Source organism: Bacillus sp. FSL K6-3200, from assembly GCF_038630485.1.
Lineage (GTDB): Bacteria > Bacillota > Bacilli > Bacillales > Bacillaceae > Bacillus > Bacillus safensis.
Genome location: NZ_CP152032.1, coordinates 3,056,908 through 3,072,137 on the forward strand (window position 1 = coordinate 3,056,908; position 15,230 = coordinate 3,072,137).

The window sequence follows — 15,230 nt, forward strand, 5'->3', positions numbered from 1 at the left end:
GTGTCGAGTTTAAAAGAAAACTATCCATCTAAGGTGAAAACATATCAGCCCAAACCTCCTTATGTCCTCAACTGCATCAAGGCGTTTTTAGTTGGCGGCTTAATCTGTCTGATAGGTGAGGGGCTGCAAAATTTCTATATCCACTTTTTTGATTTTAACGAAAAGACAGCAGGGAACCCGACGGTGGCAACCCTCATTTTAATTTCTTCTATATTAACTGGAATCGGTATTTACGATAAAATTGGACAGTTTGCTGGAGCAGGATCGGCTGTACCAGTGACAGGTTTTGCAAACAGCATGACAAGTGCTGCCCTTGAGCATAGAAGTGAAGGGCTTGTTTTAGGTGTTGCCACAAATATGTTTAAGCTCGCTGGGAACGTCATTGTATTTGGTGTCGTTTCGGCATATGTCGTAGGGATCATTCGATACGTCTTGGAAAAGATGTTTTCGTAGGAGGAATGAAAGGTGAAACTAACAGGTAAACAATCTTGGGTATTTGAGAACAAGCTTTATGTCAATGCAGAAGGAACCGCTGCAGGACCGAAAGAAAAAGAAGGCCCGATTGGTCATTTAATTGATAAAACGTACGATGAAATGCACTGTGATCAAAAGAACTGGGAAATGGCTGAAAGAAAGCTCATGGATGATGCGATATCAAGTGCTTTATCAAAAGCAAATTTGCAAAAAAGCGATATTGACCTTTTGCTGGCTGGGGATTTACTCAATCAGAACGTCACTGCAAACTATGTGGCAAGAGAACTGAAGATCCCTTTCCTTTGTTTGTTTGGGGCATGCTCCACCTCAATGGAATCGGTTGCCATTGCGTCAGCACTCATTGATGGCGGCTTTGCAAATAGAGCCATCGCTGCGACAAGCAGCCATAATGCGACCGCAGAACGCCAATTTCGTAATCCGACAGAATACGGCGGACAAAAGCCCGATACAGCAACAAGTACAGTGACAGGAAGCGGAGCCGTTATTATCAGCCAAGAAGCCTCTGACATTCAAATTACGAGCGCAACGGTAGGCAGGGTCATGGATCTTGGCATTACAGATCCATTTGATATGGGATCGGCCATGGCACCAGCAGCGGCAGACACCATCAAGCAGCATTTAGAAGACTTAGGAAGAACAGTAGATGATTACGATCTGATTTTGACTGGAGATTTATCAGGCATTGGTTCGCCGATCTTAAAGGATCTTCTGAAAGAAGACGGTATTCAGCTTGGGCGAAAGCACGATGATTGCGGTTTAATCATCTATACGCCCGATCAAAACGTATTCGCTGGAGGCAGCGGCTGTGCTTGTTCAGCTATTGTGACATTTAGTCATATCTTTCAAGAAATGAAAGCAGGGAAATTGCAAAGAGTACTCGTTGTGGCAACCGGGGCGTTACTCAGCCCGATGATGGTTCAGCAAAAAGAGACCATCCCAACCATTGCGCACGGTGTCGTATTTGAGCGTGCAGGAGGAGAGAGCTAATGGATTACCTTATCGCTTTTGTGGCAGGCGGACTTATTTGCGTCATTGGCCAGCTTTTGCTAGATGTACTCAAACTCACGCCTGCACATGTCATGACTACTTTTGTTGTAGCGGGTACCATTTTAGATGGATTCGGTATTTATGATAAATTTATTGAATTTGCAGGTGCAGGCGCCACCGTACCAATCGTCAGCTTTGGTCATAGCTTGCTTCATGGGGCAATGCATCAGGCAGATGTACATGGATTCATCGGCATCGGTATCGGTATTTTTGAATTAACCTCTGCTGGAATATCAGCTGCGATTTTATTCTCATTTATTGTCGCACTTATCTTTAAACCGAAAGGATAACCAAATATGGGGCAAAGACGGAAAGTCATTTTAGTGACAGACGGAGATATATATGCTGCCAAAACCATTGAGCTTGCTGCTAAAAACGTCGGCGGGCGATGTATTTCCAGCTCAAAAGGAAATCCAAGCAAGCGGACAGGACCTGAACTTGTCCAGATGATTTTAAAAACGCCGTATGATCCAGTCTTTGTGATGTTTGATGATTCTGGCCTGACAGGTGAAGGAACAGGGGAGACGGCGATGAAACATGTGGCGCGCCATCCTGAAATTGAAGTCATTGGTGCGATCGCAGTTGCATCCAAGACACATCAAGCAGAATGGACAAAGGTCCATGTCTCCATTGACCGGGAAGGTGAACTGACAGAATATGGTGTCGACAAACACGGTCTTCCCGAAATGGAGCCCCATAAAATGAGCGGGGATACAGTGTATTGCCTTGACTCCCTCAACCTTCCGTTCGTTGTCGGGATTGGAGATATTGGCAAGATGGGACGGAAAGATGATCTGAGCAAGGGATCTCCAATCACGATGAAAGCAGTGGAATTAATATTAGAAAGGAGTGGTTACTATGAAGAAAGACAAGGTAAACGTGTACCGAGATCCGAAGAAAAATGAAGATTACTTCAAGGAAAATGTCGGAATGGGTCTCAGCTTTGACCTTGGTGTTCGGAAAATTTATATACACGATCAGGAAGTCCAGCTTTACTATGTAAACGGATTGTGTGATACGCAGTATATCATCTACTTATTAAAAGAACTAATCGAAATCAATGATAACGAACCTGAATCAGATGATCTTGCACATGTAGTCGAGAACCGCCTTGTCAATCAGCAGGTTTCCAAGGTAGAAACGCTGGATGAAGCAGTAGATCAAGTGCTGTCTGGGCTTGTAGCAGTCGTTGTAGAAGGTGAAAACTACGCATTTATCATTGATGTTAGAAGCTATCCTGGCAGAATGCCTGAGGAGCCGGATACAGAAAAGGTTGTCCGGGGAGCACGGGACGGCTTTGTTGAAAACATTATTGTGAATACAGCGCTTATTCGAAGAAGAGTACGGGATGAAAAGCTGCGATACAAAATGCTCAAAGTAGGCGAACGTTCAAAAGCGGATGTCTGTGTTTGCTATATTGAAGATATTGCAGACCCAGATCTTGTCGATATTATAGAAAAAGAAGTATCAGGAATCAAAGTCGATGGGCTGACGATGTCTGATAAAACGATTGAAGAATTTATTATTAAGCAAGGATATAATCCCTTTCCGCTAGTGCGTTACACCGAGCGTCCGGATGTCGCTGCTAACCACATATTAGAAGGGCATGTCATCATCATTACAGATACATCCCCTAGTGTCATCATTACACCAACCACTATTTTTCACCACGTTCAGCATGCAGAAGAATACCGCCAGGCACCGGCCGTTGGTACATTCCTAAGATGGGTACGCTTTTTAGGTATTTTATGTTCTACCTTTCTTTTGCCGATTTGGTTTCTTTTTATCCTCGAACCAAATCTCCTGCCTGACAATTTAAGCTATATCGGGTTTAATAAACCTTCTCATATCCCTGTCATTCTTCAAGTATTCCTTGCTGATTTCGGGGTGGAATTTTTAAGGATGGCAGCGATTCATACGCCAACCGCATTGTCGACCGCCATGGGGCTGATCGCGGCTGTTTTAATTGGACAAATCGCCATTGATGTCGGTTTGTTTACACCAGAGGTCATTTTATACGTCTCGCTGGCTGCGATCGGTACCTTTACAACGCCAAGCTATGAGCTGAGTGTCGCCAATAAGATTGTAAGGCTCATCATCCTAGCACTAGTGGCAATCTTTAAGCTGAATGGACTTATCATTGGTTTTACGTTGTTAATCATTTATTTAACATCCATTCGTTCATTGCAGACGCCTTATATGTGGCCGTTCCTTCCTTTCAATGGGAAGGCTTTGTGGCAAGTGCTGATTCGGACGTCTGTTCCTGGCTCAAAAGTAAGGCCGAGCATCGTTCACCCTCAAAACAGATCAAAAATTCCGCCAAATTCTTAACGCTCATTGAAAGTGGCTGAAGATTGTGATATTGTATTTTTAACTTTGAGACACGGCAAAAGGCAGCTCACGCAGCTGCCTTTTTTCAGCCGAAGCGGAGAAAGAGGGAATGACATTGTATTTACACGGCACTTGCAGACAAAATGAACTCGGTCATTTAGAAATTGGTGGTGTTGATGCCGTTTCTTTAGCTGAAACGTATGGGACACCACTTTATGTATATGATGTGGCTTTAATACGGGAGCGCGCAAAAAGCTTTCAAAAAGCATTTATAGAAGAAGAACTAACGGCGCAGGTAGCATATGCGAGTAAAGCATTTTCCTCCATCGCTATGTTTCAGCTTGCCAAAGAAGAAGGATTATCTCTTGATGTCGTATCAGGAGGTGAGCTTCACACAGCCATTTGCGCTGGATTTCCAGTAGAAAAAATTCATTTCCATGGCAATAATAAAAGCAGAGAAGAATTAAAAATGGCCCTAGAGCATGGGATCGGCTGTATTGTTGTGGATAATTTCTATGAAATGAAGCTCATTGAACAGCTTGGTCAAGAGCTGTCAAAAAAAGTGAAAGTATTGCTCCGCATCACGCCTGGTGTCGAGGCGCATACGCATGATTACATTACGACAGGTCAAGAGGATTCAAAATTTGGCTTTGATCTTCACAATGGACAAGCAGATGAAGCGGTGAAACAAGTGCTTGGATCAGAAGTCATCGAGCTTTTAGGAGTCCATTGTCATATCGGTTCACAAATTTTTGATACGGCTGGTTTTGTCCTTGCAGCAGATAAAATCTTTTTGAAGCTGGATGAATGGAGAGAATCATTTGGTTTTATTTCTACAGTGTTAAACTTAGGCGGCGGCTTTGGGATTCGTTATACAGAAGAGGATGAACCACTTCCTGCGACAGAATATGTCGAGAAAATTATCCAAGCTGTGAAAGAGAACGTGGCCCGCTATGAGTTTGATATGCCGGAGATTTGGATAGAACCAGGCCGTTCTCTTGTTGGAGATGCAGGGACGACTCTTTATACGATCGGATCATCAAAACATGTACCTGGAATCCGCGATTATGTTGCGATAGATGGCGGAATGAGTGATAACATTCGTCCGGCATTATATCAAGCGAAATATGAAGCGGCAAGTGCCAACAAAATGAGCCAAACGCATGATCAAACGGTTTCAATTGCCGGTAAATGCTGTGAAAGCGGAGATATGCTTATTTGGGATATCGATCTGCCAGAGTTATCACAAGGGGATTTATTAGCTGTCTTTTGTACCGGAGCTTACGGCTATAGTATGTCAAACAACTATAACCGCATCCCGCGCCCAGCTGTTGTGTTTGTAGAGGACGGGGAAGCGCAGCTTGTGGTTGAGCGTGAAACATATGAGGACATTGTCAAACTTGATTTACCGTATCAATCAAAAGTGAAATCATCTACTTAAAAAAGCCGCCTGGTGTACAGGCAGCTTTTTTTCATGAATTATTTTCCTCCAGTGAATACAGAGACGATCGCGTTCCAAATGGAGACAAAGAAATCCCAAATCTTTTGAAGGAGGTTTTTCCCTTCATCTGATTCTATGAATTTAGTAATCTTGTCTTTTGCTTTATCAATTTGAGATCCTACTTGGTTCCAATCGATATTGATGTTTTTCATTTTATCGAAGAGCGAGACAAGCTGATCTTTTTGATCCTGCGTCAGATTTAAGTTTAAATCAGAAGCAGCCTGATCCACTTTTTCTTCTACTTCTTTCGTGGTTTTAGGGACACCGTTTTTTGCAATGTCATCTTTGATTTTTGCAATAAGGGCAGAAGCGTTGTCTTTCCCGATAGAGTCACCCAATTTAGAAGTTGTCACAAGCTCTTCGTTTGCTACCTGCTTCACATCTTCTGGAATGGCTTTGTCACTTGACACCTCATACGCTTTTAGTAAGCCTGTCAGTGCGGCTGTACCAGATACTTCAAATGGCGCAGTCACGACAACCTTGGCATCCTTGACACCTGCTGTCATTAAAGCATTTAAATACATCTCATCTGTAATAGTCTTGATATTGTGTGTGTCCACAGTCAGACCAGTACCTGATTTTTCAATGGTGATCGATGAAGATGATAATGCTCTCGTCCCGATAGAAGAACGAGGGATGTATTTTCCTAAATATTCGTGCTCTTCTTTATTGGTTACTTCAATTTTTGTCGCATTTTCAGGTGGATTCAACTCGTCAAGCACCTTCTGGCGATCAGCCGGAGTTAAGTCTTGCCCGAGTGTGACGATGACATCGCCGACAGCTGCATCCGCTAAGCTGACTTTTGGCGCACCAATAAGGAAAAGGAGCGCTGCCATCATACCAAGCATCATTTTTTTAAACATGTTGACCTCCTTCAAGTCGAAAGCGTTCCTCTTTCAAGAGAAACTCATCTTTTGAGTACACGTGATGAAGTGCACTCCATCATATAGACGTAACAAATTGGCTCGACGTTTCAATTTTCTTTTTAAGATGTGTCCCTTTTCCAATAAATGAAAACATATCATTTAGTCAGATATCATTTTATTAGGAAAAAAGAATGAAGCAACCCTATTTTATCAATCATCAGTTAAGAGGTAAATGACAATCGAAGAGCAGGGGATGTTTAACATCACCAAAAATGTGCTATAATGAGCGTTGTTTAACCTGAAAGGAGAATGTGAAAAATGGCGAAAAAAGGATACATACAATTAACGAATGGAAAGAAAATTGAGTTTGAACTTTACCCAGAGGCTGCTCCAGGTACAGTAGCAAACTTTGAAAAATTAGCGAATGAAGGCTTCTACGATGGATTGAAATTCCACCGCGTGATCCCGGGTTTCGTCAGCCAAGGCGGCGACCCAAACGGTAATGGAACGGGTGGTCCTGGTTACACAATTAAATGTGAAACAGAAGGAAATCCACATCAGCACGAAAGAGGTTCATTATCAATGGCGCATGCTGGTAAAGACACAGGCGGCAGCCAATTCTTTATCGTACATGACCCGCAGCCGCACTTAAACGGTGTTCACACTGTTTTTGGCAAGGTAACATCTGGTATCGAGGCTGTACTTGATATGGAGCAAGGTCAAGGCATGGAAAAAGTCGAAGTTGTAGATGCTTAATCTAAAACACCGCTTAATCGCGGTGTTTTTTTATTTTGTTTCTGAGACTACTGTGAGTTCTTCCGTTAGGCGGTAGGTGATGATCCAATACAAAATGGCTAAAGCGCTGATAGAGGCACCAAAAAGACATACTCCGCTCCAGCCATAGGTCGCGTATATACTGGTTGAAACAATTGAACCGGTCGCACTGCCGATGGAGTAAAAAATCATGTAAGCGGCAGTAAGCCGGCTTCTCGCCTCAGGCCGTACTGTGAAAATCATACTCTGATTGGTCACGTGTACTGCCTGCACAGATAGGTCAAGAATGATAATGCCAATAACTAATGCAATAAGTGAATGTTCAGTCAAACCGATGAAAAACCATGAAATGAATAATAGGAAAAGGGCTATACCGGTTGTGTACTGTCCAAAACCTCGATCAGCAAGGATGCCAGCCCGAGTAGCCCCTAACGCTCCGGCTGCTCCAGCAAGACCAAATGCGCCAATGGCAGTATGTGAAAGAGAGTATGGTGCGGTACTGAGAGGCAGCACGAGTGAAGTCCATAACGTACCAAAGACGGTAAAAATCAGAAGAGCCAAAATCCCGCGGATGCGCAGGATTCGTTCTTGTATAAACAATATAAACATTGAACGAAGCAGATGAACATAGGATAATGACTCTCTTTTGCTGTCATCACCCGGGAGCACTCGAAACAATACGCCAGTCAGGATAAGCATGATGACGGCAGAAACAAGATAAACAGACCTCCAGCCAGCAAAATCGGTTAATACACCAGCAAAGGTTCGGGCGAGAAGAATGCCGATTACGATTCCACTTTGCACCAAGCCGACTATACGGCCGCGCTCTTCTGGAGCAGCCCAACTTGCTGCAAACGCAACGAGTACCTGAGTGACTACAGCGAGCAGTCCAACCACTGCTAATCCTAGAAATAGGACGGTGACGATAGGAGCGATGCCGACTAGAATGAGGGCAAGCACAGATAAAAGCATCTGACCTATGATGAGCCGGCGTCGATTCAGCAGATCACCAAGTGGTACTATCAGTAGCAGCCCCGCCGCATAACAAAGCTGAGTAATCGTAATGACAATACCGATGGATGAATACGTGATACCGAACTCGTCTGCCAGTGAATCTAGTAACGGTTGTGCGAAGTATATGTTTGCAACAGCCATCCCGCACGCTGCTGCAAAAAGTAGTGCCATATAGTGAGTCATCTTTGATCGTAAATGAGCAGTTCTCATATCAGGATGATCTCTTGGAGTCATTTTATCTTTAACCATTCATTGCATCCTCTCCTTTTTATACTCAAAAGTATAATATACTGATCGGTATAAAATGATTCCTGTTAAGGATAACCAACAAAATGTTTTAAAGTCAAGAGTTTAATCCGGTTATTTTGTGTTCTTCTTGAAAGAAGAAAGGCAGTTTGACATGTTTACATGAATAAAATAAAATTATAATGTACTGATTGGTAATGAAAAAGAAAATGATATCCTTACAAATAAATGAATAATTGTTTTGGTGAAATGATTTTATTATTGAAAAGAGGAATTGATGATGGTTCGACAGCGTGAGTTTGATGAGGAAAAAGCGTTGGATGATGCAATGGTGCTTTTTTGGGAAAAGGGGTATAGAGCTACAACGTTAAGCGATTTGACTGCAAAAATGGGTATACAGCGGCCAAGCTTATACTCAGCCTTTGGAGATAAAGAGGAATTATTTGAGGCTGCATTACGCAAATATACAAAGCAGCATGCAGCCCGTATTCGAACAAAACTTCAAAACAATCCATCTGTAAAGGAAGCATTTCATACATTATTTACAGATGTAGTGGAAGAGGAATATAGAGATGGTCCGAGTAAAGGCTGTTTTTGCATTAATACAATAGTGGAGCTTGCTCCACACGAAGAGAAATTTGAAATTCTGACAAGAGAGCATCAGATGTATCTTTCGGTCATATTTGAAGAAAAGATTGTGCAAGGTATTCGCTCGGGTGAGCTCGAAAGCAGCTTGAATGCGAAAGCCTTAGCACAGACACTGGTCGTTTCTTTCATCGGGCTTACCGTCCTCATGAAGTCACGCCCAGAGCGTTCATTTGTAGATCATTCTGTAGCGACGATCTTATCCATTTTAAAATAAAATGGACAACACGCTATGACAGCTTCCGTGAAAAAATCATACAGCATAGTGAAAGCGTATTTGATCCAATACATCAAATTACGCTTTTTCTTATAGGGCAGTCATGCACAGAAGCTGTTTTTATGATATGATAAGAGAACAAACATTCGTATTTGTGGGATGCCAGCACATCCAGATGCAAATGAAGAAAACGAAAAGAAAGAAGGGGAGACTTTGAAACCACTCACAAAAGAAGAAAAAAATCAAATGATGATGACCATTCAGCGTTACTTTGCCGAAGAACGAGAAGAAGAGATTGGTGAATTAGCAGCCATCAATATACTAGAATTTATCACAAAAAACCTTGGAAGCTACTATTATAATCAAGGGGTTCGTGACAGCCGCAGCATCGCTGTCCAGCGGTCCCAATTGTTAGAGGAAGACTTATTCGCACTCGAAAAAAGAATCTAGTCGAAAAGCTGCAGTATGGTGTGTTACGAACTGATAAATAGGAAAAAGACCCCCTTAATAAAGAACGCATATTCGTATCATATGTAATGATTAAGAGGTGGAACCAAAGGGCCATCTGAATCGTTATATAAGTAACCATTAATGAAAATCAGCTTTTTTGGTTTTATTTCAAAAAAAGAAGGAATAAAACATACAAATAGGCGAAGTGCAGATGATGGAGGTTCTAAATATGGGGAAAATTAAATTAAAAATTGCGATCTTATTTGTTTTACTGCTTTGTTTAGGCGCAGGTTATTTATACATGAATGGCATGAAAATTGAAGATGTGCCAACAGCTATTGGCGAGAGCTTAACAAATAATGATAAAGATTACACCATCTATGAATATACCATTACGAAAATTGATGGAGATGAATATTACGGTCAAGCAAAGAATGGCACAAAAATCATTTTTAATGGAAAGAAATTTGAAGATGATGTGGCCGATCTGAAAAAAGGCGATCGTATTAAAGCCTACTTTAGTAATGAAAAAAGAATAGATGGACTGATAAAAGTAGTAAAAGTCGTTAATTAACATGTCTCCTTTCCTATAAGGAGGCTTTTTTTTGTGAAGAAATCTTGATTGTTGCATTTAACAACAAGGATCGCTATAATAGCCCATAAGGACAGCTAAATATCGATTGTATCCTTCGGGGCAGGGTGAAAATCCCGACCGACGGTAATAAAGCAAATGCTTTACAGCCCGTGACCCGTTAATTTATTAACGGTTGATTCAGTGAAAAGCTGAAGCCGACAGTGAAAGTCTGGATGGGAGAAGGATAAAGAAAGCTATGAACGAAAAATATTTGTTGATCATAGTTTTATTTCTGATGCAAAAAAGCCAAAGCCCCGGAATTTTTTCCGGGGCTTTCTGTATGTTTTTTTCGTTAGTAGACTGCATGCAGTGTTTATTAGGTGATCCCTCATCTACCTTGTATGGACCATAAAAAGCGACGAAGGTGCTCAATCGATCACATGTCCCTAACATCGCTTTTTTAAAAAGTGAGAAATACAAATGAAAAGAAAGGGAGGATCACATGTTTACGGGGATAATTGAAGAAGTCGGAACCGTCCAGTCATTAAGTAAAAAATCAGCAGATGCCATGGAAATTGTCATTACATGCAGCCGTGTGCTGGAAGATGTTCATCTCGGAGACAGTATCGCCATTAATGGAGTATGTCTCACAGTCACAAGCTTCACAAAAGAACAGTTCGCGGCAGATGTGATGCCAGAGACGGTCAAAGCGACATCGCTGGATCAGCTGACAAAAGGCAGTCCAGTGAATTTAGAGCGAGCCATGTCCTCAAATGGACGATTTGGCGGCCACTTTGTCTCAGGCCATGTTGATGGAACGGCTGTCATTACCCGGATAGAAAAGAAGAGTAATGCCATTTACTATGATTTGAAGATGAACAAGACCCTCACAGATATGCTCACCCAAAAGGGTTCGATCGCAATAGATGGTGTCAGCTTGACCATTTTCGATTTGCGAGATTCATACGTCACAGTCTCTATTATTCCTCACACGCTTGAAGGAACTATTTTCCCGACTAAATCTATGGGGGATATCGTGAATATAGAGTGTGACATGATCGGTAAATACATTTATCGCTTTTTAACAAAAGAGCAAGGCGAAAAACAGCCATCTCGATTGACCCCATCATTTCTAAAAGAGCACGGATTCTAGGAGGCGATTGTATGTATCATTCAGTTGATGAGGCAGTAAATGCCCTTAAACAAGGAGAAATCATTATCGTAGTGGATGATGAAGACAGAGAAAATGAAGGAGACTTTGTGGCACTTGCTGAGTATGCCACGCCTGAAGTGATTAACTTCATGGCATTACATGGAAGAGGCCTCATTTGTACGCCAGTCGATGCGTCGATCGCCAAACACCTGAATCTGCATCCGATGGTTGAACATAATACGGATGCACACCATACAGCATTCACAGTAAGCATCGACCATGTGACAACGACGACTGGTATTAGTGCTTTTGAGCGCTCCACGACCATGCTTTCCATGTTAAATAAAGACGCAAAACCAGAAGAGTTTGCCCGACCAGGTCATGTTTTTCCGCTCATTGCAAAAGAGGGCGGTGTACTAGAAAGACCAGGTCATACAGAGGCAGCGGTTGATCTTGCTAAACTGGCAGGTTCAGAGCCAGCGGGTGTCATATGTGAAATTATGAATGCAGATGGATCAATGGCGCGCGTCCCTGAACTAAAGGAGATCCAAAAACAGCATGATTTAAAGATGCTGACAATAGAAGCATTACAGACATATTTAAACAATCATCGAACAGCCACTATTGAAACAAAATAAAAATCACAAAAAAGGATGATCAACATATGAATACAATACAAGGTCATGTAGTAGCAGAAGGACTAAAATTTGCAATTGTCGTAGCAAGATTCAATGATTTTATTACAAGTAAACTGCTAGATGGAGCAGAAGATACATTACTCAGACACGGCGCAAACGGTGATGATATCGATGTTGTGTGGGTACCAGGCGCTTTTGAAATTCCGTACATGGCAAAAAAATTAGCTGAAACCAAAAAATATGATGCAGTCATTACACTTGGAACCGTGATCCGAGGCGCAACGACTCACTATGATTACGTTTGTAATGAAGCGGCTAAAGGAATTGCCCAAAGTGCTATGTCAACAGGGGTTCCGATTATCTTTGGTGTACTGACAACAGAATCGATTGAACAAGCCATTGAAAGAGCTGGTACAAAAGCTGGAAATAAAGGCAGCGAATCGGCTGCAGCTGCTATTGAAATGGCGAATCTAAATCGAACGTTTTCTTAATTTAGTGAAAAAGAGTTTAAAAACGGTATAAAAATGTTTATAATGTGTGATGAGCAAATGATTCATAATCCATTTGCTGGAAATTAGGATAATTTGAATATTGAGGGGTATATATGTTAATTCGTTACAAGAGGTCTTTTGAAAAAATTGCCATGGGACTCCTGTCCTTTATGCCGGGTGAGAAAGACGTCAAACAGCTTCAGCAGACGATGAAGTCATATGAAATGGATGAAGATCGGCAGCTGTTCCTATGGAAAGATGGCGAGGATATCGTAGGTGCTATTGGTGTGCTGAAAACAGACGACCAAGTACAAATCGAGCATATTAGTGTGAATCCATCCCATCGTGATCAAGGAATCGGCAAGGAAATGGTTTTAGCCGTGGAAGAGATATTTAAAACCAAAACTCTCATTCCAAATGAATTAACGCAAGGCTTCTTTCAAAAGTGTCACAGTGAAACAAATTAAATATCACACATGTAAAAGCAGAGGCTACAGTCCTCTGCTTTTTTTACGTTCGATCTGTTTTTGTCGTTCCAGCAATACATCTGTCCGGTCACGGAGTCTATGTTTTTCGATTAAAAATGTATGGGATAAGTTGCTTTCCTGTCCAAAGAGCAGTCCTTCTTTTTGGGCCATTTCTTGGCATAAAGACAGAAGTGCTTCATCTTTGATCGGCAGCATCACACTCTCATAGGGCATGTCTTCATCCATCTTCTTTTTCAGCGTTCGCAGAAGCAGCAGAAATGCCTCATCATCCAGACCGAGATTCGATAAAACTGAACGATTTGCTTCTAACGAGTGAAGACTGTTAGAAATGAGCCGTTTTGCTCCTTTTCCATTTCCCCGTCTTTGATGATACAAGGCAACTGCGAGCTGAATGAGCCCGACCCAATATTCTTTGCGCTGCTCAGGGGGATCTTCTTTCCAATATTCCTCTAAAATTTCATGACACTCAAAATAATCTCTTGTCGTATGAAATTCGTGTAAAAAAGCCACGTACGCTTCAGGATACACAGCGGTCATCTCCTTTTCCACTCTCAGTCTAACATATCGAAAAGAAAAGAAGAAAGAGCGTCCCTTTAGTGAAAAGGACGCTCTGTTTCTTTAATAAACCCAAGCCGCGCCAACGATGATCAGCAAGATGAAAAGCACGACAATTAGCGCGAATCCTCCGCCGAAGTTATAGCCATCTCCCATAATGATACGGCCTCCTTTTTCATCAGTTCTGATTACAATGGTATTCTATGTATAAATGCCCTTATTGGTATGGGCGGATCCACAGTTTTTCTCGATTTGCCTAAGGCATCATAGCCGAAATTATATTGGACGAGAGCTTTATCCTGTCTTATACTAAAGGTTAGCCGGTGAAACGGTACTTAGAAGACAGTAGAAATGGTGAGAAAAAGATGCTGGAATATCAGGTGAAAATAGATTCGTTCGAAGGTCCTTTGGACTTGCTTTTACATTTAATCAACCGGTTGGAAATTGATATTTATGATATTCCCGTCGCTAAAATTACGGAGCAGTATTTATTATATGTCCACACGATGAGGGAGCTTGAGCTCGATGTTGCGAGCGAATATTTGGTCATGGCTGCAACCCTCCTGAGTATTAAAAGCAGAATGCTTCTTCCGAAACAAGAGGAAGAGCTGTTTGATGAAGACCTGCTCGAAGAGGAAGAAGACCCTCGAGAAGAGCTGATTGGCAAATTAATTGAATACCGCAAGTATAAAAATGCAGCACAAGAACTAAAGGAACGCGAAGAAGAAAGGCAAAATGCCTTTACAAAACCACCGAGTGATTTAAGCGAATTTGCAAAAGAATCAGAAGCGAAGGACACAAATTTACACGTAACGGTGTATGATATGTTAGGTGCGTTCCAAAAGGTATTAAATCGAAAGAAAATAACGAAACCAGCACCATCAAAGATTACAAGACAAGAAATCCCGATTGAAGACAAAATGAATGAGATTATGAACCATTTAAGAAAAACAAAAAAGCGGACCAATTTCATGACTCTATTTCAACATGATCAAAAGGAACACCTTGTCGTGACGTTTCTTGCTGTTCTCGAATTGATGAAAAGTCATCAAATCATGCTAGAGCAGGAAGGGAACTTTGAAGACATTTATATCATAGGGAGTGAAACGATTCATGACGCTTGATATCGTGAATTGGAAAGCCATCTTAGAAGCGCTGCTGTATGCAGCAGGTGACGAAGGCTTAACAAGAAAACAGCTCATGTCTGTTCTTGAAGTAGATGAGTCGGTATTACTCGACATTATGTCTGCTGTAAAAGAAGAATACCAAAAACAAGAACGAGGGATCGAGCTCATTGAATATGCAGATTCATATATGCTGCTGACGAAAAAGGAATACAGTATTTATTTAAAAAAATTGGTCGAAACCCCATCCAAAGGTTTGTCGCAGGCAGCGCTTGAGGTGCTTGCAATTGTTTCTTATAAACAGCCCATTACACGCAGTGAGGTAGAGGAGATCAGAGGAGTCAAATCAGAGCGGGTACTTCATAGCTTAGTAGCCAAAGCGCTGCTCTGTGAAGTAGGACGTGCCGATGGTCCGGGGCGAGCGATTCTTTATGGGACAACCCCTACTTTTTTAGAGCAATTTGGTTTAAAAGCCTTAGACGAATTACCACCGCTTCCAGAGAATGTGGAAGCAGACGGAGTACAAGAAGAGGCCGATCTATTTTTTGAAAACTTCAATCAAACATTTGAAGACATAAAATAGTTCAAAAGAAGGAAAAATGTATGATAAAATATAAAAAA

General features: G+C 41.8%; 19 protein-coding genes, 1 pseudogene and 1 riboswitch. Of the genes and pseudogenes, 16 read left to right on the forward strand and 4 right to left on the reverse strand.

What is annotated here, in order from left to right; genetic code table 11:
- From spoVAC to lysA, 6 genes are all read left to right on the forward strand, one after another.
- Positions 1–453, forward strand: a complete 453-nt coding sequence (spoVAC, locus tag MHI60_RS15660) for a stage V sporulation protein AC (protein ID WP_048239296.1) — start codon at positions 1–3, stop codon at positions 451–453.
- 12 nt (positions 454–465) lie between these two features.
- Complete coding sequence (gene spoVAD, locus MHI60_RS15665) at positions 466–1,482, forward strand: stage V sporulation protein AD (RefSeq protein ID WP_144484544.1); 1,017 nt, start codon at positions 466–468, stop codon at positions 1,480–1,482.
- On the forward strand, positions 1,482–1,832 hold the full coding sequence (gene spoVAE / locus MHI60_RS15670; protein ID WP_024422860.1) for a stage V sporulation protein AE: 351 nt from the start codon (positions 1,482–1,484) through the stop codon (positions 1,830–1,832). Before spoVAD ends, spoVAE begins: the two co-directional genes overlap by 1 nt.
- 6 nt (positions 1,833–1,838) lie before the next feature.
- A complete protein-coding gene (locus MHI60_RS15675) occupies positions 1,839–2,447 on the forward strand; it encodes a stage V sporulation protein AE (RefSeq protein ID WP_111290525.1) in 609 nt (202 codons plus the stop codon).
- Positions 2,392–3,873, forward strand: a complete 1,482-nt coding sequence (locus MHI60_RS15680; RefSeq protein WP_095408924.1) for a spore germination protein — start codon at positions 2,392–2,394, stop codon at positions 3,871–3,873. Before MHI60_RS15675 ends, MHI60_RS15680 begins: the two co-directional genes overlap by 56 nt.
- A gap of 115 nt (positions 3,874–3,988) precedes the next feature.
- Positions 3,989–5,314, forward strand: coding sequence for a diaminopimelate decarboxylase (gene lysA, locus MHI60_RS15685; RefSeq protein ID WP_034280367.1), 1,326 nt, complete (start codon positions 3,989–3,991; stop codon positions 5,312–5,314).
- 38 nt (positions 5,315–5,352) lie between these two features.
- Here lysA and MHI60_RS15690 read toward each other — a convergent pair whose 3' ends face one another.
- Positions 5,353–6,237: a DUF1002 domain-containing protein gene (locus MHI60_RS15690; RefSeq protein WP_024422856.1), complete on the reverse strand. Its 885-nt coding sequence runs from the start codon at positions 6,235–6,237 to the stop codon at positions 5,353–5,355.
- 321 nt (positions 6,238–6,558) lie between these two features.
- Between MHI60_RS15690 and MHI60_RS15695 the strand changes: the two genes are divergently transcribed.
- Positions 6,559–6,996 carry a peptidylprolyl isomerase gene (locus tag MHI60_RS15695; RefSeq protein WP_008359679.1) on the forward strand — a complete coding sequence of 146 codons (438 nt, stop codon included), beginning with the start codon at positions 6,559–6,561 and terminating at the stop codon, positions 6,994–6,996.
- Positions 6,997–7,026: 30 nt separating this feature from the next.
- Here MHI60_RS15695 and MHI60_RS15700 read toward each other — a convergent pair whose 3' ends face one another.
- A complete protein-coding gene (locus MHI60_RS15700; RefSeq protein WP_240193823.1) occupies positions 7,027–8,262 on the reverse strand; it encodes an MFS transporter in 1,236 nt (411 codons plus the stop codon).
- Between the two features lie 292 nt (positions 8,263–8,554).
- Between MHI60_RS15700 and MHI60_RS15705 the strand changes: the two genes are divergently transcribed.
- The 7 genes and pseudogenes from MHI60_RS15705 (at position 8,555) to MHI60_RS15735 (ending at position 12,909) form a co-directional block, all read left to right on the forward strand.
- The gene (locus MHI60_RS15705) at positions 8,555–9,136 is read left to right on the forward strand and encodes a TetR/AcrR family transcriptional regulator (protein WP_144484538.1); all 582 of its coding nucleotides are present in this window, start codon (positions 8,555–8,557) and stop codon (positions 9,134–9,136) included.
- A gap of 213 nt (positions 9,137–9,349) precedes the next feature.
- Complete coding sequence (locus tag MHI60_RS15710) at positions 9,350–9,586, forward strand: DUF2164 domain-containing protein (protein ID WP_095409372.1); 237 nt, start codon at positions 9,350–9,352, stop codon at positions 9,584–9,586.
- Between the two features lie 229 nt (positions 9,587–9,815).
- Complete coding sequence (locus tag MHI60_RS15715) at positions 9,816–10,160, forward strand: hypothetical protein (protein WP_008344451.1); 345 nt, start codon at positions 9,816–9,818, stop codon at positions 10,158–10,160.
- Between the two features lie 107 nt (positions 10,161–10,267).
- Positions 10,268–10,409: riboswitch (FMN riboswitch) on the forward strand.
- A gap of 253 nt (positions 10,410–10,662) precedes the next feature.
- Positions 10,663–11,313 carry a riboflavin synthase gene (gene ribE, locus MHI60_RS15720; RefSeq protein WP_095408921.1) on the forward strand — a complete coding sequence of 217 codons (651 nt, stop codon included), beginning with the start codon at positions 10,663–10,665 and terminating at the stop codon, positions 11,311–11,313.
- Positions 11,314–11,324: 11 nt separating this feature from the next.
- A pseudogene (gene ribB, locus MHI60_RS15725) lies at positions 11,325–11,903 on the forward strand (3,4-dihydroxy-2-butanone-4-phosphate synthase); the annotation flags it as partial.
- Positions 11,904–11,977: 74 nt separating this feature from the next.
- Complete coding sequence (gene ribE / locus MHI60_RS15730; RefSeq protein ID WP_029706184.1) at positions 11,978–12,442, forward strand: 6,7-dimethyl-8-ribityllumazine synthase; 465 nt, start codon at positions 11,978–11,980, stop codon at positions 12,440–12,442.
- A gap of 113 nt (positions 12,443–12,555) precedes the next feature.
- Complete coding sequence (locus MHI60_RS15735) at positions 12,556–12,909, forward strand: GNAT family N-acetyltransferase (protein ID WP_095408919.1); 354 nt, start codon at positions 12,556–12,558, stop codon at positions 12,907–12,909.
- A gap of 24 nt (positions 12,910–12,933) precedes the next feature.
- Here the strand turns inward: MHI60_RS15735 and MHI60_RS15740 are convergent, their stop codons facing one another.
- Together MHI60_RS15740 and MHI60_RS15745 are read right to left on the reverse strand one after the other, a co-directional pair.
- Positions 12,934–13,458 (reverse strand): DUF309 domain-containing protein, encoded by a 525-nt coding sequence (locus tag MHI60_RS15740; RefSeq protein ID WP_144484535.1) that lies wholly within the window; start codon positions 13,456–13,458, stop codon positions 12,934–12,936.
- A gap of 90 nt (positions 13,459–13,548) precedes the next feature.
- Complete coding sequence (locus tag MHI60_RS15745) at positions 13,549–13,641, reverse strand: YjcZ family sporulation protein (protein ID WP_012010430.1); 93 nt, start codon at positions 13,639–13,641, stop codon at positions 13,549–13,551.
- 209 nt (positions 13,642–13,850) lie between these two features.
- Here MHI60_RS15745 and MHI60_RS15750 point away from each other — a divergent pair, with 209 nt between their 5' ends.
- Together MHI60_RS15750 and scpB are read left to right on the forward strand one after the other, a co-directional pair.
- Positions 13,851–14,609, forward strand: a complete 759-nt coding sequence (locus MHI60_RS15750) for a segregation/condensation protein A (protein WP_024422848.1) — start codon at positions 13,851–13,853, stop codon at positions 14,607–14,609.
- Positions 14,599–15,192, forward strand: a complete 594-nt coding sequence (gene scpB / locus MHI60_RS15755) for an SMC-Scp complex subunit ScpB (protein ID WP_060697219.1) — start codon at positions 14,599–14,601, stop codon at positions 15,190–15,192. Before MHI60_RS15750 ends, scpB begins: the two co-directional genes overlap by 11 nt.
- Positions 15,193–15,230 lie beyond the last annotated feature (38 nt).